The organism is Pseudomonas sp. ACN8, assembly GCF_002303925.1.
GTDB lineage: Bacteria > Pseudomonadota > Gammaproteobacteria > Pseudomonadales > Pseudomonadaceae > Aquipseudomonas.
In genome coordinates, this window is record NZ_MRCS01000004.1 from 1 (window position 1) to 17,691 (window position 17,691).

Below are 17,691 nucleotides of genomic sequence, written 5' to 3' on the forward strand. Positions count from 1 at the left end.
GTCAATGGTGGGTTGGTTTAACTATGCTCAGACAAATACCGCAGTGACCCTATCGCGAGCAGGCTCGCTCCCACAATGATCTGGTGTACACAAATCTACTTTGTAGGAGCGAGCCTGCTCGCGATAGGGTCACTGCGGTATTTGTCTGAGCATAGTTAAACCAACCCACCATTGACCCGCAAAATCTGCCCATTGACCCAAGTCGAATCCGGCCCGGCGAGGAAGGACACGACTCGGGCAATGTCTTCTGGCTGACCCAGGCGTTCCAGCGGCGCCATCTTCGCGAAACTCTGAATCTGCTCCTCACTCTTGCCGTGCAAAAACAGCTCAGTCGCTACCGGCCCCGGGGCCACCGCATTGACGGTGATGTTGCGCCCGCGCATTTCTTTGGCGAACACCTGGGTCAGGGATTCCACCGCCGCTTTGCTGGCGATGTACACCGCATAGCCCGGCAGGTTCATGCCGACGGTGCTGCTGGAGAAGTTGATGATCCGGCCACCGCTGTTCAGGCGGGTCGCCGCTTCGCGCAGGGTATTGAAGGTGCCGCGGGCGTGGATGTTGAAGGTCTGCTCGAATAGTTCGTCGCTGTGTTGCGCCAGCGGCAGGACCTTGAGGATGCCGGCGTTGTTCACCAGCACATCGACCTTGCCGAACTGGGTTTCAACCTCGTCGAACATCCGGCGCACGTCATCGGCATTGGCCACGTCAGCCTTGATCGCTATGGCTTGGTGACCGGCCTGACGCAGCTCCACCACCAGTCTCGAGGCTTCGGTGGCGCTGCTGGCGTAGTTGATGGCAACGGCGAAACCTTCGCTGGCCAGTTGTTTGGCGATGACCGCGCCGATGCCGCGGGAGGCACCGGTCACGATGGCAACTTTCGGAGTTTGATGAGTCATGTTGGTGTTCCTGTTGACGGGGTATGAAGCCAATTTCACATGTTTACTCAGGTCGATAAATGCACGAGAGTTGCCTTGACTATTCAATAACCGCCAACAATCGAGCGCCTGGAGTGAGCTGTGGACCAAGTCAAAGCGATGAAGGTTTTTGTGCGGATCTACGAGCGCAGCAGCTTCACGCAGGCTGCCGATGACCTGAACCTGCCACGCGCGACACTGACCCACACCTTGAATCAGTTCGAGGCCTGGCTGGGTACGCGTTTGCTGGAGCGCAGCACGCGTAAAGTGCGCCCGACGCTGGATGGCGAGGCGTACTACCTGCGTTGCGTGCAACTGCTGGCAGAGCTGGAAGAGGCGGAGTTGGCGTTTCGCGGCGTGGCGCCTAAGGGGCGGCTGCGGGTGGACTTGCATGGGACATTGGCCAAGCACTTCGTGATCCCGGCATTGCCGCAATTCATGGCGCGTTATCCCGACATTGAGCTGTCCATCAGCGAGGCTGACCGCCAGGTCGACCTGATCACCGAAGGTATCGATTGCGTGTTGCGCGCAGGAACATTGGGTGACTCCACGCTGATCGGCAAACGTGTCGCCAACCTGCGTCAGATCACCTGCGCCAGCCCCGCCTATTTGCGCCAATACGGCGAACCGAAAAGCCTTGCCGACCTGAGCCGGCACCGTGCGGTGAACTACGTTTCACGCACGACGGCCAAGTTGTTCCCGTTTGAATTCATGGTGGACGGTGAACTCAAGGAAGTGGCCATCGACGGCGCGGTCTCGGTGTTCGGCGCAGAAATCTACGCTGCCTCGGCGATTGCCGGGCTGGGCCTGATCCAGTGCCCGCACTACCGAATGGAAACGCAGATCTCCCAAGGCCTGGTGCAGGAAGTCCTCGTCGACACCCCTCCGCCATCAATGCCGGTATCGGTGTTGTACCCGCACAACCGACACATGTCGCCCAGGGTCCGGGTGTTTGTGGACTGGTTGGGAGAGGTGTTTGCGGGGGCACGGTAGCTTGTTGGCGGGGAAATACGTGAAACGTTTCAGTCATTAGTCGAATCAGGGGTTTTCTGGTGTTTGTCCGGGCGTATGCTGGGCGACTGGCAAAGCAGTCGATACCAGATTCAAGACCGACAAGAGAGGATTCGATGACCTACACCGCTGCCGAAAACCGCTACGACTCCATCCCCTACCGCCGCGTGGGCCGCAGCGGGCTGGTGCTGCCGGCGTTGTCATTGGGCCTGTGGCACAACTTCGGCGACAGTACGCCGATCGATACTCAGCGCGCGTTGTTGCGCACGGCGTTCGACCTGGGCATCAACCATTTCGACCTGGCCAACAACTACGGCCCGCCGTATGGCAGCGCCGAGATCAACTTCGGCCGTTTACTGCGTGAAGACTTCAAGCAGTACCGCGACGAGCTGATCATTTCCAGCAAGGCCGGTTGGGACATGTGGCCTGGTCCATACGGTCAGGGCGGCGGTTCGCGCAAGTACGTGCTGGCCAGCCTCGACCAGAGCCTGCAACGCCTGGGCGTGGACTACGTCGACATCTTTTACTCCCACCGTTTTGACCCGGACACCCCGCTGGAAGAAACCGCCAGCGCACTCGCCACCGCAGTGCAGCAGGGCAAGGCGCTGTACATCGGCATCTCGTCCTATTCCGGGGTGAAAACCCGCGAAATGGCGGCGTTGCTCAAAGAATGGAAGGTGCCGCTGCTGATTCACCAGCCGGCCTACAACCTGCTCAATCGCTGGGTGGAAAAAGACCTGCTCGATACCACTGACGAACTCGGCACCGGTGTGATTGCCTTCACGCCACTGGCCCAAGGTTTGCTGACCGACAAATACCTCAACGGCGTGCCGACGGATGCGCGGGTCAACCGTCCGGGCGGTGGTTCGTTGCAGGCGTCGCACTTGTCCGAGGCCAACATTGCCCAGGTGCGGGCACTCAACGAAATCGCCAGGCGTCGTGGCCAGAGCCTGGCGCAACTGGCGCTGGCCTGGACCCTGCGCGATCCTCGGGTCACTTCGGCCTTGATTGGCGCGAGCCGGCCGGAGCAGATCGTCGAGAACGTCGGGGCGCTGAAGAACCTGAGCTTCAGTGCGCAGGAACTGGCGGAGATTGACCGGTTTGCCCAAGAGGGCGGGATCAATCTTTGGGAGAAGCCTTCGACGGCTGAGTAATTTGCCGGCGTCTGTTCCGCCCCCATCGCGAGCAGGCTCGCTCCCACATTGGATCTGCGTCAAGCACATACCCTGTGAGAGCGAGCCTGCTCGCGAAGGGGCCGGATCGGCCAACAAAAAAATCAGAGTTCAGCGAAAAAACGGCACATCCCCCAACACCGTCGCCCGCTGCATCACCCGCCGCGCCGGTCGGTAATCGTTCACCGCGTAATGCTGGGTCACGCGGTTGTCCCAGAATGCAATATCGTCCTGCTGCCAGCGCCAGCGAATGGTGAACTCCGGCCGCGTTGAATGGGCGAACAGGAACTTCAGAATCGCCTCGCCTTCGGTTTCCGACAGCTCGTTGATCTTCGAGGTGAAACCTTCGTTGACGAACAGCGAGCGGCGCCCGCTCACCGGGTGTGTGCGGATCACCGGGTGTGACAACGGTGGATTCTTGCGCCGTGCTTCTTCCCACTGGGCCAGCGCCTCGGGCGTGTTGCCGTAGCGCTCCAGCGGGAACGAACGGGTGAAATCGTGGGTGGCGGTCAGCCCTTCAAGCAAGGCTTTGAGCGGCGTCGACAGGGCTTCATACGCCGCAATCCCGCTGGCCCACAACGTGTCGCCGCCAAACTCCGGCAGCAGCTTGGCACTGAGCACCGCGCCCATGGCCGGGGTCGGCAGGAAGGTGACGTCGGTGTGCCAGATCGCGTTATCGCGCACGTCGGTGACGGCGGTGTCGAGGATCAGCACTTCGGGTTGCTCCGGCACATTCGGGTAGATCGGATGAATGTGCAGGTCGCCGAAATTGGCGGCGAATCGCGCCTGTTGCTGCGGCGTGATCGGCTGGTTGCGGAAGAACAGCACCTGATGCTTGAGCAGGGCCTGTTCGATAGCATCGCGCTGTTCAAGGTTCAGCGGCTGGCTGATGTCGACGCCGCTGATCTGTGCGCCGAGGGCGGAGCTTAGGGGGACGATGGTCAGGTGGCTCATGGTGGTTCTCTTAAATCCGGAGGTGCCAACTGTAGGAGCGAGCTTGCTCGCGATGGTCGTTAACGATAACGCGTGTTTACTGGCTAAACGCGGCGCTCTTGAGTCCATCGCGAGCAAGCTCGCTCCTACAGGGGTGTTCAATATTCAGTGGGTCTGGCCATGCCATGGCACCAGCTTGCGTTGCAATGTGCGCAGACTCATCTCCATCGCGAAGGCGATCAGTGCGATCACCAGAATCCCCAGCACCATCACATCGGTGACCAAAAACTGCGCGGCCGATTGCACCATGAAGCCCAAACCGCTGGTGGCCGCGATCAGTTCGGCGGCGACCAGTGTCGACCAACCCACGCCGAGGCCAATGCGCACACCGGTCAGAATGTCCGGTAAGGCACTCGGCAAAATGACGTGGCGAATCAACTGCACACGCGTTGCGCCCAGCGACTGCGCGGCACGCAATTTGGCCGGGTCGACCGTGCGCACGCCGGTGGCGGTGGCGATGGCAATCGGGGCGAAGATCGCCAGGTAGATCAGCAGCACTTTGGACAATTCACCGATGCCGCACCAGATCACGATCAGTGGCAGATAAGCCAGCGGCGGAATCGGTCGGTAGAACTCGATCAGCGGGTCGAGCACACCACGGGCGATACGGTTGGCACCGATGGCGATGCCCACCGGTACGGCGGTGAGAATCGCAAAGCCCAGGCCCAGGCCGATACGGCTCAGACTCGCGCCCAGGTGCTGCCACAGGGTTGAATCCATATAACCCGAGGTCGCCAGCAGCCAGCCTTTTTGCAGCACGGTGGAGGGCGGCGGCAGGAACAGCGGCTCGATCAAGCCGGTCGCCGTCACGGCCCACCAAATAGCAACGAGAACGACCAGCGTCAGCACACTGATCCAGCGAATGCTCAAACGCCGACTTGCCGGAATCACGGGTGAGCCTGGCGTTATCGCTGCGACGGGAATTTCGTAACTGCTCATGCGCGCTCCTGCCGCTGGGCGGCGCTGCGTTGGGAGAACACTTTGGCGAGTACGTGTTCGCGGGTTTCGATAAAACGCGGGTCCGACTTGATCGAGCGAGCCGATTCACCGGCGGCATAACGCTGACCGAAATCGAGGCTCAGGCGCTCAACGATTTGCCCAGGGTTGGGCGCCAACAGAATCAGGTCGGTGGCCAGGAACACGGCTTCTTCGATGTCGTGGGTAATCAGGAACACCGGTTTGGCGGTGCGTTGCCAGACCTGCAGCAACAGCTCCTGCATCTGCTCGCGGGTGAAGGCGTCGAGGGCACCGAAAGGTTCGTCCATCAGCAACACGCGCGGGTTGGCGGCGAGGGCGCGGGCCAGGCCGACACGCTGCTTCTGGCCGCCCGAAAGCTGCCAGATGCGGCGCTGTTCAAAACCGGAAAGATCAACCAGGGCGAGCATTTCCCTGGCGCGAGCTTCGCGTTTGTCCCGGGCGATACCGGCCAGCTCAAGGCCGAACCCGACGTTGGCCAGCACGTCTTGCCACGGCAGCAGCGCGTCGTCCTGGAACACCACGCCGCGCTCGGCGCTCGGGCCTTTGACGGGCACGCCGTCGAGGGTGATGCGCCCGGCGCTGGGTTCGACGAAACCGGCAATCAGGTTCAACAGCGAAGTCTTGCCACTGCCGGACGGGCCGAGGGCGACCAGCAATTGCCGGGGCCCCAGGTTCAGGGAGATATCCGCCAACACCGGTTCCGGGCTGCCGGGATACTGTGCGCTGATGCGCTCCAGCTGTAGCAAGGCCATCGCTTTGACTCCCGATCAGTGGGTGATGAATTTGGCGCTGACGTACGGCGCGTAGTCCGGCAGCACGGCTTCGACCTTGCCTTGTTCCTTGAGGAACGCCGCGGTGTCGGTGATGGCCTTGGTGGTCGGCGCGCCGAGGCTGAGCACTTGGTCAGCCGCCAGCGGGTAGACGTTGCCTTGTAGCAGCAGCGGAATGTCGCTGGCCTTGGCACCCGACAGTTTTACCAGCTTGTCGACGTTGCCCTGGTTGGCGAGCCAGGCTTGCGGGTCTTTGCGGTAATCGGCGTAGGCATCGAGGGTCACTTTGGCGAACGCGGTGACGATCTCCGGGTGCTTCTCGGCGAAATCCTTGCGCACGATCCAGGCGTCGAAGGTCGGTGCGCCGAACTTGGCCAGCTCGCCGGAGGTGATCAGTACCTTGCCATTTTCCTTGGCGACCCCGAGGGCCGGATCCCATACGTACGTGGCGTCGATGTCACCGCGCTTCCAGGCGGCAATGATCGCGGGTGGAGCCAGGTTGAGAACGGTGACTTTCGACGGGTCGATGTTCCAGTGTTTCAGCGCGGCGAGCAGGCTGTAGTGGCCGGTGGATACAAACGGCACGGCGATCTTCTTGCCGATCAGGTCTTGCGGGGTCTTGATCCCGGAACCGTCGCGGGCGACCAGGGCTTCGGCGGCGCCGATCTGGGTGGCGATGAGGAAAGTTTCCACTGGCACTTTACGGGTGATCGCAGCGGTCAGGGGGCTGGAGCCGAGATAGCCGATCTGCACGTCGCCCGAGGCGATGGCGGCGATGATGTCGGCACCGTTGTCGAATTTTCGCCAGCTGATATCGGCCTTGGTGGCCTTTTCGTAAGCGCCGTCAGCCTGGGCGACTTTCGCCGGGTCGACGGTGGTCTGGTAGGCGACGGTGAAGTCGGCCGCCTGGACAAAAAAGCTCGCGGTTGCCAAGGAAGCGGCCGCCAGCAAGCGAAGAGGGAAAGTCAGTTTCATCAGAAAGCTCCTTGTCAGGCGACCGAGCGTCGGCGTGAAAAAGAGACTAAATGATCTAAGAATTCGAAAATAAATAACTTTTTCGAATTAGCTTATGAGAGGAATATTCCAAGAGCGACTGCTTTGCGGTCAATCGCCAGCAGGCTGGCTCCCACAGGGTTCAAGGGTGTTCACACAATTGTGCGACACTGAAAATCCACTGTGGGCGCTAGCCTGCTAGCGATAAGGTCCGCAGGACCTTCGAGGATCAGTTGCTGATCGCCAGAATGCTCGCCTGGTACGCCCCGACAAACACATCGAAATCACCGACTTCGTTCTGCTCCAGTTCAGCCTGCTCAGCCAGCGACGAACGCGCCCGCTGTTCAAACTTCGCCTGTTCCTCAGCCGGCAACGGTTCGCTACGGAAGAACTCGGCGTGGACCTGGCTCTGGCGCAGGGAGAACTGGGCGAAGCTTTCATTGTGCTCGGCCATCGCCGCCAATACCTGGGCCGACGGTGTCAGGGACGGGTCCAGGACCTTGGCCATCTGGGTGTCCAGCGCCTTGCTGTGGGCATCACCGCCATGGCTCTGGTCGAGCATCGCCGCCAGAGGCGCGATTTTTTCCAGCAGCTCGCCGGCCCATTCCTTCAGGTCAACCGGCTGGCCGTCCCGTTGCAGTTGCAGGCCCGGGCGACGACCTTCCTTGACCACGCTAAGGAAGTTCGAGGTCGCATTGCCACAACTGGTGTTGGTCAGCAGCGGGCTGTCATTGAGCGCGCAGTACAGCAGGAACGCATCGAGGAAGCGCGACTCGGTAAGGTCGATGCCCATCGGCAGGAACGGGTTGATGTCCAGGCAACGCACTTCGACGTACTGGATGCCACGGGCCATCAGCGCCTGGATAGGGCGCTCGCCGGTGTAGGTCACGCGTTTCGGGCGGATGTTGGAGTAGTACTCGTTTTCGATCTGCAGGATGTTGGTGTTGAGCTGCACCCACTCGCCATCCTGGTGGGTGCCGACTTCGACGTACGGCGCATACGGCGTGGCCACCGCTTTGCGCAGGCTGTCGGTGTAGCTGTTCAGATCGTTGTAGCACGGCGTCAGGCCGGCCTGGGCGTTGCTCTGGTAACCCAGGTCGCTCATGCGCAGGCTGGTGGCGTACGGCAGGTACAAGGTCTGCGGGTCCAGTTGTTCCAACTGGTGTGAACGACCGCGCAGGAAGCCGGCGTCCAGTGCCGGTGAAGCACCGAACAGGTACATCAGCAGCCAGCTGTAGCGGCGGAAGTTGCGGATCAGCGCGATGTAGGACGACGACTGGAAATCGCGGTCGGTGCCGACAAAGCCTTCGGCCTGCTTGAGCAACGGCCAGAGTTTTTCCGGCAGGGAAAAGTTGTAGTGGATGCCGGCAATGCACTGCATGGTCTTGCCGTAACGCAGGGCCAGGCCCTTGCGGTACACGTACTTGAGCTGCCCGATATTGGACGTGCCGTAATAGGCGATCGGGATGTCTTCCTCGGCCGGCAACGGGCACGGCATCGATGGGCTCCACAGATACTCGTTGCCGAGCTTGCTGTAGGCAAAGCGGTGAATGCTGTCCAGGCTCGCCAACGTATCGGCAGGATCGGGCAGGGCCGGGGTGATGAACTCCAGCAGCGACTCGGAATAGTCGGTGGTGATCTGTTCATTGGTCAGCGCGGAACCCAATTCTTCCGGGTGCGGCGTTTGCGCCAGGCGACCTTCATCGGTCACGCGCAGGCATTCACGTTCGATGCCGTGAAGGCACTGTTCGAGCAGAGAGAGGTTAGCGCGCTCGCCGAGCAGAGCCAGGCGGCGGTTGAGAAGTTCGCTCAAGTTGGATTCCTTCACGCGTCAGTCGCCCCAATATGGGGGTGGGCAAGACGGTCTACAAGGGTGAAGTTAAAACTGGCGTTTTCGCCTGGTTTTGGCGCCGCACAGGCCTCATGCCGATCGGTCAGGAATTGCACAATCCCTGTGGGAGCGAGCCTGCTCGCGAAGAGGGAGTATCAGTCAGCATCGACCTCGACTGGCACATCGCCTTCGCGAGCAGGCTCGCTCCCACAGGAAACTCCGACGCTGCGGTCACAACGCCGAAATTAACTCAAAATGATGACGAGTAGCTACAGGACAGCGAACGTGCCTTGTGCTTTTGCGACCAGTTTGTCGCCCTGCACCACATCGGCCTCGACCACCAATGTGCGGCGACCCGGGTGGATCACCCGCGCCGTGCACATCACCTCGCCGTCTGAGACGGCGCGGATGTAGTTGATCTTGCACTCGATGGTTGCGCTCTGCTGGTCAAAGCCGTGGGTACTGGAGCAGGCCAGCCCCATGGCAATGTCCACCAGGCTGAACAAGGCCCCGCCGTGCAGCTTGCCGCCGCGATTGCGCAGTTCGGGCTCCAGCGCCAGGGCGACTTGCGCCACCCCGGTTTCCAGGCTGTGCAAGCGGCAGCCCAGCAGCTTGAAAAACGCGCTTTCGGTCAGCCCGGCGGGAATGTCCATCAGCGTTTCTTCAACTGCTTGGCGTTGGCGAAAAGCGAAGCCATGGCGTTGTTGCTCGGAGCCGCTGCGGTGGTTTCCTTGCGTGGTGCGGTGTTCTGGGACTGGCGCGGCGCCGACCCCGGACGCGCACCACGAGCGCCGTCGATTTTCTCGCCCGGTGTGTCGCTCATGCGCATCGACAGGCCCACGCGTTTACGCGGGATGTCGACTTCCATGACCTTCACTTTCACCACGTCACCGGCCTTCACCGCTTCGCGAGGATCCTTGATGAATTTCTCCGAAAGCGCGGAGATGTGCACCAAGCCGTCCTGATGCACGCCGATATCGACGAAGGCACCGAAGTTGGTCACGTTGGTCACCACGCCTTCGAGGATCATGCCCAGCTGCAGGTCCTTGAGGTCTTCGACGCCTTCCTGGAACTCGGCGGTCTTGAACTCGGGACGCGGGTCACGTCCAGGCTTTTCAAGCTCTTGCAGGATATCGGTGACCGTCGGCAGGCCGAAGGTTTCATCGGTGTACTTCTTCGGGTCGAGACGCTTGAGGAACGTGGCATCGCCAATCAGCGAGCGGATGTCACGGTCGGTTTCGGCGGCGATGCGCTGAACCAGCGGATAGGCTTCCGGGTGAACGGCCGACGAGTCCAGCGGGTTTTCGCCGTTCATGACGCGCAGGAATCCGGCGGCCTGTTCGAAGGTTTTCTCGCCCAGGCGCGCGACTTTCTTCAGCGCCGCGCGAGTCTTGAACGCACCGTGCTCGTCGCGGTGGCTGACGATGTTCTGCGCCAGGGTCGCGTTGAGGCCGGAGATCCGTGCCAGCAGCGCTACGGACGCGGTGTTCACATCCACGCCGACGGCGTTCACGCAGTCCTCGACCACCGCATCCAGGCCACGGGCCAGTTTCAGTTGCGACACGTCGTGCTGGTACTGGCCGACACCGATGGATTTCGGATCGATCTTCACAAGCTCAGCCAGCGGGTCTTGCAGGCGACGGGCAATCGACACGGCGCCACGGATCGACACGTCGAGGTCCGGGAATTCCTTGGAAGCCAGCTCCGATGCCGAGTAAACCGATGCACCGGCCTCGGAAACCATGACCTTGGTCATCTTCATGGCCGGGTATTTTTTGATCAGTTCAGCGGCCAGCTTGTCGGTCTCGCGGCTGGCAGTACCGTTGCCGATGGCGATCAGGTCCACCGAGTGCTTGGCGCACAGGGCGGCGAGCACGGCGAGGGTCTGGTCCCATTTGTTGTGCGGCACGTGCGGGTAAACCGTGGCGTGATCCAGCAGCTTGCCGGTGGAGTCGACCACGGCGACTTTGCAACCGGTACGCAGGCCCGGGTCGAGGCCCAGCGTGGCGCGCGGGCCGGCCGGGGCCGACAGCAGCAGGTCGTGCAGGTTGTGGGCGAATACGTTGATCGCTTCGGTTTCCGCGCCATCGCGCAGCTCGCCCAGCAGATCGGTCTCCAGGTGGGTGTAGAGCTTGACCTTCCAGGTCCAGCGCACCACTTCGCCCAGCCATTTGTCGGCGGCGCGGTTCTGGTTCTGGATGCCGAATTGCTGGCCGATCATGCCTTCGCACGGGTGCATGGTGCCCGGCAGTTCGTCGCCGACTTTCAGCGCGGAGCTGAGGATGCCTTCGTTACGGCCACGGAAAATCGCCAGCGCGCGGTGCGACGGCATGCTTTTGAGCGGTTCGTCGTGTTCGAAGTAATCGCGGAACTTGGCGCCTTCTTCTTCCTTGCCGGCGATCACGCGGGCACTGAGGGTGGCTTCCTGTTTGAGGTAGTTGCGCAGCTTGTCCAAGAGGCCTGCGTCTTCGGCGAAGCGTTCCATCAGGATGTACTTGGCGCCTTCGAGGGCGGCCTTCACATCGGCCACGCCTTTTTGCGCATCGATGAAGCGTGCGGCTTCGGTTTCCGGGCTCAGGGACGGGTCGTTGAACAGGCCGTCGGCCAGCTCGCCGAGGCCGGCTTCCAGGGCGATCTGGCCCTTGGTGCGGCGCTTCTGCTTGTACGGCAGGTACAAGTCTTCGAGACGGGTCTTGGTGTCGGCGAGTTTGATGTCGCGTTCAAGTGCAGGGGTCAGCTTGCCCTGCTCCTGGATGCTGGCGAGGATGCTGGTACGCCGTTCGTCGAGTTCTCGCAGATAGCGCAGGCGCTCTTCCAGATGACGCAACTGGATGTCATCGAGGCTGCCGGTCACTTCTTTCCGGTAACGGGCGATGAAGGGAACGGTAGAGCCTTCATCGAGTAGCGCGACGGCCGCTTCGACCTGTTGTGGGCGTACACCGAGTTCCTCGGCGATGCGGCTGTTGATGCTGTCCATAAAACCACCTGACAAATTGTGAAAGCAGGCTCGCAGGCGCAGAGATAGGGCCTTGACGAGTCTGGTTGAGCGGCCTGGCCTGCGCCGCTACCTGGATCAAAAGGTATCCCGTTGACCCGTGAAATCGAACAATTACTGCCGACGCCATGAAAATAAATGGTGTCCGTCTGTAGTACCTGTCTGATGTTGCCTGACACAAAAGGCGGCGCATTATAACCAGCGTTCCGGCATTCGGGGACATCGCGGGTTGCAGGTGCAATGGCCGGTTTTCTGGCGCTAGAGGAAAAATCTGCTAACAATGCACACGGTGCGTATAACGGCAGCTACGCCATAATGCGTGCCGAGATCAAAGGAGCATCCAATGAGCAGCACTGCACAAACTGCTGAAGGCGAAAAAATTCTTATCGTTGACGACGATCCGGGGCTCAGCAGCCTGCTGGAGCGTTTTTTCGTCAGCAAGGGCTACCGCGCCCGCGCCGTACCGAACACTGAGCAAATGGATCGCCTGCTGGCGCGCGAAGTGTTCAACCTGGTCGTCCTCGACCTGATGTTGCCCGGCGAAGACGGCCTGACTGCCTGCCGCCGCCTGCGTAGCGCGAACAACCAGATTCCGATCATCATGCTCACCGCCAAGGGCGACGAACTGAGCCGTATCAAGGGCCTGGAGCTGGGCGCCGACGATTACCTGGCCAAGCCGTTCAACCCCGATGAGCTGATGGCTCGCGTCAAGGCGGTATTGCGTCGCCAGTCGGCTCCGGTGCCTGGCGCCCCGGGCAGCGAAGACGAAAGCGTGACCTTCGGTGACTACGAGTTGTCCCTGGCCACCCGCGAGCTCAAGCGCGGCGAAGAAGTGCACATGCTCACTACCGGTGAATTCGCTGTGCTCAAGGCCCTGGTAATGAACGCGCGTCAACCGCTGACCCGCGACAAGTTGATGAACCTGGCCCGTGGCCGCGAGTGGGATGCCCTGGAGCGCTCCATCGATGTGCAGATTTCCCGTCTGCGCCGGATGATCGAACCCGATCCGTCCAAACCGCGTTACATCCAGACTGTCTGGGGCGTGGGTTATGTGTTTGTACCGGATGGTACCGCCACCAAGTGATTGGCGATTTGTAGGAGCGGGTCATGCGGACAACGGATCAATCGATCCTGTCCGCAGACTCGCGATCCGCAATATGCGAGCATCGCTCGCTCCTGCAAGTGTTTAACGGTTATCCATGAAAACCCCCGTTTGGTTCCCCCAGAGCTTCTTCTCCCGCACCCTTTGGCTGGTGCTCATCGTCGTACTCTTCTCCAAGGCACTGACCCTGGTTTATCTGCTGATGAACGAAGACGTGCTGGTGGACCGCCAGTACAGCCACGGTGTCGCCCTGACGCTGCGTGCCTATTGGGCTGCCGATGAAGAAAACCGCGGCAAGATCGCCGAGGCCGCGACCCTGATCCGGGTGGTGGGTGCCGGCGTGCCGGAAGGTGAACAGCACTGGCCTTACAGCGAGATCTATCAGCGGCAGATGCAGGCGGAACTGGGTGCCGATACTGAAGTGCGGCTGCGCATGCATTCGCCACCGGCGCTGTGGGTCCGGGCGCCAAGCCTGGGCGATGGATGGTTGAAAGTACCGCTTTATCCCCATCCGTTGCGCGGCCAGAAAATCTGGAACGTGCTGGGCTGGTTCCTCGCAATTGGCCTGCTGTCCACCGCTTCGGCCTGGATCTTCGTCAGCCAGCTCAATCAACCTTTGAAGCGTCTGGTGTATGCCGCGCGGCAACTCGGCCAGGGCCGCAGCGTGCGCCTGCCAATCAGCGATACGCCGAGTGAGATGACTGAGGTTTACCGCGCCTTCAACCAGATGGCCGAAGACGTCGAGCAGGCCGGTCGCGAGCGTGAACTGATGCTGGCGGGGGTTTCCCACGACTTGCGCACGCCGCTGACCCGTTTGCGCCTGTCCCTGGAACTGATGGGCGATCACACCGACCTGACCGATGACATGGTGCGTGACATTGAAGACATGGACGCGATTCTCGATCAGTTCCTGGCGTTCATTCGTGACGGGCGCGACGAGTCGGTGGAAGAGGTTGACCTGAGCGACCTGGTCCGTGAAGTTGCTGCACCGTATAACCAGACCGAAGAAAAAGTGCGATTGCGTCTGGAACCCATCCAGCCGTTCCCATTGCGTCGTGTGTCGATGAAGCGACTGCTGAACAACCTGATCGGCAATGCGTTGCATCATGCCGGTAGCGGTGTGGAGGTAGCAGCGTATGTATCCGGGGACACCAGCGCGCCGTATGTGGTGCTGAGCGTCATGGACCGTGGCGCCGGGATCGATCCTTCGGAGCTGGAGGCGATTTTCAACCCGTTCACCCGGGGTGATCGTGCCCGGGGTGGCAAGGGAACCGGGTTGGGATTGGCAATCGTGAAGCGGATTGCTTCGATGCATGGCGGCAACGTTGAGCTGCGTAACCGCTCGGGCGGAGGGCTGGAAGCGCGGGTGCGGTTGCCGTTGGGGTTGATGCTGCCGCGGGATGCTGTTTAAGGCCGTAGTTCTTCGGTGAGGCAAAGGGCCTCTTCGCGAGCAGGCTCGCTCCCACACTGGTTGGCGTTGGATGCTAAATTTGCATCCGCCAACGATCCACTGTGGGAGCGAGCCTGCTCGCGATGGCGGCATCCCCTGCCGCCACAAAGCTTGAGGCTTAACCCTTCCCTTTGGTCCGCGTCATATTCGGCCCGCCATTCTTCTCCAGATGCTCGATGATGATCCCTGCCACATTCTTCCCGGTGGTGGTCTCAATCCCCTCAAGCCCCGGTGACGAATTCACTTCCATCACCAACGGCCCGTGATTGGAACGCAGGATATCCACACCCGCCACCGCCAATCCCATGACCTTCGCCGCACGCAACGCCGTCATGCGCTCTTCCGGTGTGATCTTGATCAGGCTCGCGCTGCCACCTCGATGCAGGTTTGAGCGGAATTCGCCGGGCTTGGCCTGGCGCTTCATCGCTGCAATCACCTTGTCGCCGACGACGAAGCAGCGAATGTCCGCACCACCGGCTTCCTTGATGTACTCCTGAACCATGATGTTCTGCTTGAGGCCCATGAACGCCTCGATTACCGACTCTGCCGCCGTCGCGGTTTCGCACAGCACCACGCCGATGCCCTGGGTGCCTTCCAGCACCTTGATCACCAACGGCGCGCCGTTGACCATTTCGATCAGGTCGGGAATGTCATCGGGGGAGTGGGCAAACCCGGTAACCGGCAAGCCGATCCCGCGCCGGGACAGCAATTGCAGCGAGCGCAGCTTGTCCCGCGAACGGGCAATGGCCACCGATTCGTTAAGCGGGAACACCCCCATCATTTCGAACTGACGCAGCACGGCGCAGCCATAAAAGGTCACGGATGCACCGATCCGTGGGATCACCGCATCGAAACCCTCCAGCGGTTTGCCGCGGTAGTGGATCTGCGGCTTGTGGCTGGCGATGTTCATGTAGGCGCGCAAGGTGTCGACCACCACCATTTCATGGCCACGCTCGGTACCGGCTTCGACCAGACGACGGGTGGAATACAGACGCGGATTCCGCGACAGCACAGCGATCTTCATGCAACACCTGTGGAGGAGGTAGATACCGGGAACACCGGCTTGTCTTGTACATACTTGATGCCCGGATTGACCACCAACTGGCCGTGGATCAGGGCTTTGGAACCGAGCAACAGGCGATAACGCATGGACTTGCGGCAGGCGAGCGTGAACTCGACCCGCCAGACCCGATCACCAAGGGCCAGGGTAGTGCTGATCACGTATCGCACCTGCGCGTGACCGTTTGAGCTTTTAATGGTTTTCATCGTCACCAACGGAGCTTCGCAGCGTCGGTGGCGCAGTTGTACGACGGAACCCAGGTGGGCGGTAAAGCGCACCCACTGCTCACCATCGCGCTCGAACGGCTCGATTTCGGTGGCGTGGAGGCTTGAGGTGCTGGCACCGGTGTCGATTTTTGCCCGAAGGCCGGCGACTCCCAAATCCGGGAGCGCCACCCACTCGCGCAGACCGACAACGGTCAAATGGTCAAATGTCTTCAATAGTGCTCAACCGGTAGAAACCGCTCGGGCCGCATGCGGCCGGATTCGCGGTATTCACGCAGAATAATGATTAAAAGGCGACAGATATCTACGGCCCGGATTTCCAGCCTCGCCAGGAGGTTATGGAATGTCAGCATTGTAATCCGAGCCGGTGAAATTCTTGGTACGTCAGAAACGGTAGTACAGTTCACCAATATTTCAGAATGAGGAAATTCCATGGCACAAAAAAACGAAGAGGACGACAAAGTCCGCCTCGATAAATGGTTGTGGGCTGCACGATTCTACAAAACCCGTGCCCTGGCCAAGGCGGCGATTGAAAGCGGCAAGGTGCATTGCCGGGGCGAACGCTGCAAGCCGGGTAAAGAGCCGCGTATTGGCGACGAATTTGTGATTCGCACCGGTTTCGAGGAGCGTACGGTGGTAGTCATGGCACTGTCGATCGTTCGTCGTGGCGCACCGCAGGCGCAAACCTTGTATGCCGAAACCCTGGCCAGCATCGCCAAGCGCGAAGAGGCCGCGGCGCAAAGAAAGGCCGGAGCCCTGGGCGTGAGCACCGACGGTAAGCCGAGCAAAAAACAGCGGCGGGATCTGTTCAAGTTTCGTGGCAGCAGTAACGACGACTGATACAGATATTTCTCGGGCGAGTGCCGCGCACTCGCCAGGTTTCACCGTGCCTTCAGGCCAAGACTTGCAATTGACCCGCTGCGCATCCATATCTGTGCCTGGCCAGCAGTGCATCGCATGGACGATATTGCCGCTCGTCGAAAATCACACACAGTCTCTGACCTGTAGGCCATAACCACATTGCCAGCAGTGCAGAGCGGGAAACGACCCGGAACCCATCAGCGCCTGTTCCACCTTGCTTGGATCAGGCCCGGATTGTTCATAAAATGCCTTTCATGGCTGAACGTTGCGCACCCGAGGGGTGGCGCAAGGTCAATTTCTTGTTTCCTGTAACCATTTTCACTACTTCAGATACCCAGACCTATGACCGATCACGCGGATAACGACTTCACCCAACGCTTCATCTTCGATGACAGCGACACCCGTGGCGAGCTGGTCTCGTTGGAGCTCAGCTACGCCGAAGTCCTGGCCAAACACGCCTACCCGCAGCCGGTCGCGCAACTGCTCGGCGAGCTGATGGCGGCCGCATCGTTGCTGGTCGGCACGTTGAAATTCGATGGCCTGCTGATTCTGCAGGCACGCTCCGAAGGCCCTATCCCGTTGCTGATGATCGAATGCTCCAGCGAGCGCGACATCCGTGGCCTGGCCCGTTACGAGGCCGACCGCATTGCCCCCGACGCTACCCTGGCTGACCTGATGCCGGACGGCTCGCTGACATTGACCGTCGACCCGAAACGGGGCCAACGCTACCAGGGCGTCGTCGACCTGGATGGCGAAACGTTGTCCGACTGCTTCACCAACTACTTCGTCATGTCCCAGCAGATTGGCACCCGCATCAAGCTCTGCGCCGATGGTCGTCGTGCCCGTGGCCTGTTGCTGCAGCAACTGCCGGCCGACCGTTTGAAAGACGAAGACGAACGCGCCGCCAGCTGGCAGCACATCACCACCCTGGGCGGTACGCTGACTGCCGACGAGCTGTTGAGCCTGGACAATGAAACCGTGCTGCATCGCCTGTACCACGACGAGCAGGTGCGTCTGTTCGATGTGCAGAAACTGCGCTTCCGTTGCAGCTGCTCGCGCGAACGTTCGGCCAATGCGCTGGTCAGTCTGGGTATGGAAGACGCGCAGCAATTGGTGGTCGAACACGGTGGCAACATCGAAATCGATTGCCAGTTCTGCAACCAGCGCTACCTGTTTGACGCGGCCGATGTCACTCAATTGTTCGCCGGCGCGGGTATCGAGACGCCGTCAGATACCCGTCACTAAAACGGTTCAGCGCAGGTAAATTCACTGCCTTGCGCCGGATTAACGCCGTTACGACAGGAGGGGCCTACTCTTTTTGGGCTTTTCTGGCATAA

At 60.7% G+C, this 17,691-nt stretch carries 16 protein-coding genes; 6 read left to right on the forward strand and 10 right to left on the reverse strand.

All coding sequences use genetic code 11. The features are described from left to right. Positions 1-155: 155 nt before the first annotated feature. Complete coding sequence (locus BSF44_RS03110) at positions 156-896, reverse strand: SDR family oxidoreductase (RefSeq protein ID WP_095942236.1); 741 nt, start codon at positions 894-896, stop codon at positions 156-158. Between the two features lie 120 nt (positions 897-1,016). On the opposite strand from BSF44_RS03110, the gene BSF44_RS03115 reads away from it, so the two are divergent. Together BSF44_RS03115 and mgrA are read left to right on the forward strand one after the other, a co-directional pair. Continuing rightward, positions 1,017-1,907, forward strand: a complete 891-nt coding sequence (locus BSF44_RS03115; protein ID WP_095942237.1) for a LysR family transcriptional regulator — start codon at positions 1,017-1,019, stop codon at positions 1,905-1,907. A gap of 134 nt (positions 1,908-2,041) precedes the next feature. Beyond that, the gene (gene mgrA / locus BSF44_RS03120; protein WP_095942238.1) at positions 2,042-3,079 is read left to right on the forward strand and encodes an L-glyceraldehyde 3-phosphate reductase; all 1,038 of its coding nucleotides are present in this window, start codon (positions 2,042-2,044) and stop codon (positions 3,077-3,079) included. A 129-nt stretch (positions 3,080-3,208) separates the two neighbouring features. Here the strand turns inward: mgrA and tauD are convergent, their stop codons facing one another. The 7 genes from tauD to BSF44_RS03160 form a co-directional block, all read right to left on the reverse strand. Then, positions 3,209-4,051, reverse strand: a complete 843-nt coding sequence (tauD, locus tag BSF44_RS03125; RefSeq protein WP_095942239.1) for a taurine dioxygenase — start codon at positions 4,049-4,051, stop codon at positions 3,209-3,211. 144 nt (positions 4,052-4,195) lie between these two features. After that, the gene (tauC, locus tag BSF44_RS03130; protein WP_095942240.1) at positions 4,196-5,029 is read right to left on the reverse strand and encodes a taurine ABC transporter permease TauC; all 834 of its coding nucleotides are present in this window, start codon (positions 5,027-5,029) and stop codon (positions 4,196-4,198) included. After that, positions 5,026-5,820, reverse strand: a complete 795-nt coding sequence (gene tauB, locus BSF44_RS03135; RefSeq protein ID WP_095942241.1) for a taurine ABC transporter ATP-binding subunit — start codon at positions 5,818-5,820, stop codon at positions 5,026-5,028. The genes tauC and tauB overlap by 4 nt, the downstream gene beginning before the upstream one ends. A 15-nt stretch (positions 5,821-5,835) precedes the next feature. After that, the gene (gene tauA / locus BSF44_RS03140; protein ID WP_095942242.1) at positions 5,836-6,813 is read right to left on the reverse strand and encodes a taurine ABC transporter substrate-binding protein; all 978 of its coding nucleotides are present in this window, start codon (positions 6,811-6,813) and stop codon (positions 5,836-5,838) included. Between the two features lie 247 nt (positions 6,814-7,060). Beyond that, complete coding sequence (gene gshA / locus BSF44_RS03145) at positions 7,061-8,644, reverse strand: glutamate--cysteine ligase (RefSeq protein WP_095942243.1); 1,584 nt, start codon at positions 8,642-8,644, stop codon at positions 7,061-7,063. Between the two features lie 287 nt (positions 8,645-8,931). Beyond that, the gene (locus tag BSF44_RS03155) at positions 8,932-9,315 is read right to left on the reverse strand and encodes a PaaI family thioesterase (RefSeq protein WP_056726920.1); all 384 of its coding nucleotides are present in this window, start codon (positions 9,313-9,315) and stop codon (positions 8,932-8,934) included. Further along, positions 9,315-11,639, reverse strand: coding sequence for a Tex family protein (locus BSF44_RS03160; protein WP_095942245.1), 2,325 nt, complete (start codon positions 11,637-11,639; stop codon positions 9,315-9,317). The genes BSF44_RS03155 and BSF44_RS03160 overlap by 1 nt, the downstream gene beginning before the upstream one ends. Positions 11,640-12,000: 361 nt before the next feature. On the opposite strand from BSF44_RS03160, the gene ompR reads away from it, so the two are divergent. Both ompR and BSF44_RS03170 read left to right on the forward strand, forming a co-directional pair. After that, positions 12,001-12,741, forward strand: a complete 741-nt coding sequence (gene ompR, locus BSF44_RS03165) for a two-component system response regulator OmpR (protein ID WP_046040787.1) — start codon at positions 12,001-12,003, stop codon at positions 12,739-12,741. A gap of 115 nt (positions 12,742-12,856) precedes the next feature. Further along, positions 12,857-14,170: an ATP-binding protein gene (locus BSF44_RS03170; protein ID WP_095942246.1), complete on the forward strand. Its 1,314-nt coding sequence runs from the start codon at positions 12,857-12,859 to the stop codon at positions 14,168-14,170. 157 nt (positions 14,171-14,327) lie between these two features. Here the strand turns inward: BSF44_RS03170 and rimK are convergent, their stop codons facing one another. Both rimK and BSF44_RS03180 read right to left on the reverse strand, forming a co-directional pair. Further along, on the reverse strand, positions 14,328-15,233 hold the full coding sequence (gene rimK / locus BSF44_RS03175; RefSeq protein ID WP_007972871.1) for a 30S ribosomal protein S6--L-glutamate ligase: 906 nt from the start codon (positions 15,231-15,233) through the stop codon (positions 14,328-14,330). Beyond that, positions 15,230-15,691 carry an ATP-dependent zinc protease gene (locus BSF44_RS03180; RefSeq protein WP_080925313.1) on the reverse strand — a complete coding sequence of 154 codons (462 nt, stop codon included), beginning with the start codon at positions 15,689-15,691 and terminating at the stop codon, positions 15,230-15,232. The genes rimK and BSF44_RS03180 overlap by 4 nt, the downstream gene beginning before the upstream one ends. 234 nt (positions 15,692-15,925) lie before the next feature. Between BSF44_RS03180 and BSF44_RS03185 the strand changes: the two genes are divergently transcribed. Continuing rightward, positions 15,926-16,333: an RNA-binding S4 domain-containing protein gene (locus BSF44_RS03185; RefSeq protein ID WP_095942247.1), complete on the forward strand. Its 408-nt coding sequence runs from the start codon at positions 15,926-15,928 to the stop codon at positions 16,331-16,333. 363 nt (positions 16,334-16,696) lie between these two features. Beyond that, positions 16,697-17,599: an Hsp33 family molecular chaperone HslO gene (gene hslO / locus BSF44_RS03195; RefSeq protein ID WP_095942248.1), complete on the forward strand. Its 903-nt coding sequence runs from the start codon at positions 16,697-16,699 to the stop codon at positions 17,597-17,599. The last annotated feature ends 92 nt before the right edge of the window (positions 17,600-17,691 follow it).

Coding starts and splice junctions, on each gene's coding strand:
- BSF44_RS03170 (WP_095942246.1), top strand. CDS start 12,857: ATGAAAACCCCCGTTTGGTTCCCCCAGAGCTTCTTCTCCCGCACCCTT.
- tauA (WP_095942242.1), bottom strand. CDS start 6,813: ATGAAACTGACTTTCCCTCTTCGCTTGCTGGCGGCCGCTTCCTTGGCA.
- ompR (WP_046040787.1), top strand. CDS start 12,001: ATGAGCAGCACTGCACAAACTGCTGAAGGCGAAAAAATTCTTATCGTT.
- BSF44_RS03155 (WP_056726920.1), bottom strand. CDS start 9,315: ATGGACATTCCCGCCGGGCTGACCGAAAGCGCGTTTTTCAAGCTGCTG.
- tauC (WP_095942240.1), bottom strand. CDS start 5,029: ATGAGCAGTTACGAAATTCCCGTCGCAGCGATAACGCCAGGCTCACCC.
- BSF44_RS03110 (WP_095942236.1), bottom strand. CDS start 896: ATGACTCATCAAACTCCGAAAGTTGCCATCGTGACCGGTGCCTCCCGC.
- rimK (WP_007972871.1), bottom strand. CDS start 15,233: ATGAAGATCGCTGTGCTGTCGCGGAATCCGCGTCTGTATTCCACCCGT.
- mgrA (WP_095942238.1), top strand. CDS start 2,042: ATGACCTACACCGCTGCCGAAAACCGCTACGACTCCATCCCCTACCGC.
- BSF44_RS03160 (WP_095942245.1), bottom strand. CDS start 11,639: ATGGACAGCATCAACAGCCGCATCGCCGAGGAACTCGGTGTACGCCCA.
- tauB (WP_095942241.1), bottom strand. CDS start 5,820: ATGGCCTTGCTACAGCTGGAGCGCATCAGCGCACAGTATCCCGGCAGC.
- tauD (WP_095942239.1), bottom strand. CDS start 4,051: ATGAGCCACCTGACCATCGTCCCCCTAAGCTCCGCCCTCGGCGCACAG.
- BSF44_RS03185 (WP_095942247.1), top strand. CDS start 15,926: ATGGCACAAAAAAACGAAGAGGACGACAAAGTCCGCCTCGATAAATGG.
- hslO (WP_095942248.1), top strand. CDS start 16,697: ATGACCGATCACGCGGATAACGACTTCACCCAACGCTTCATCTTCGAT.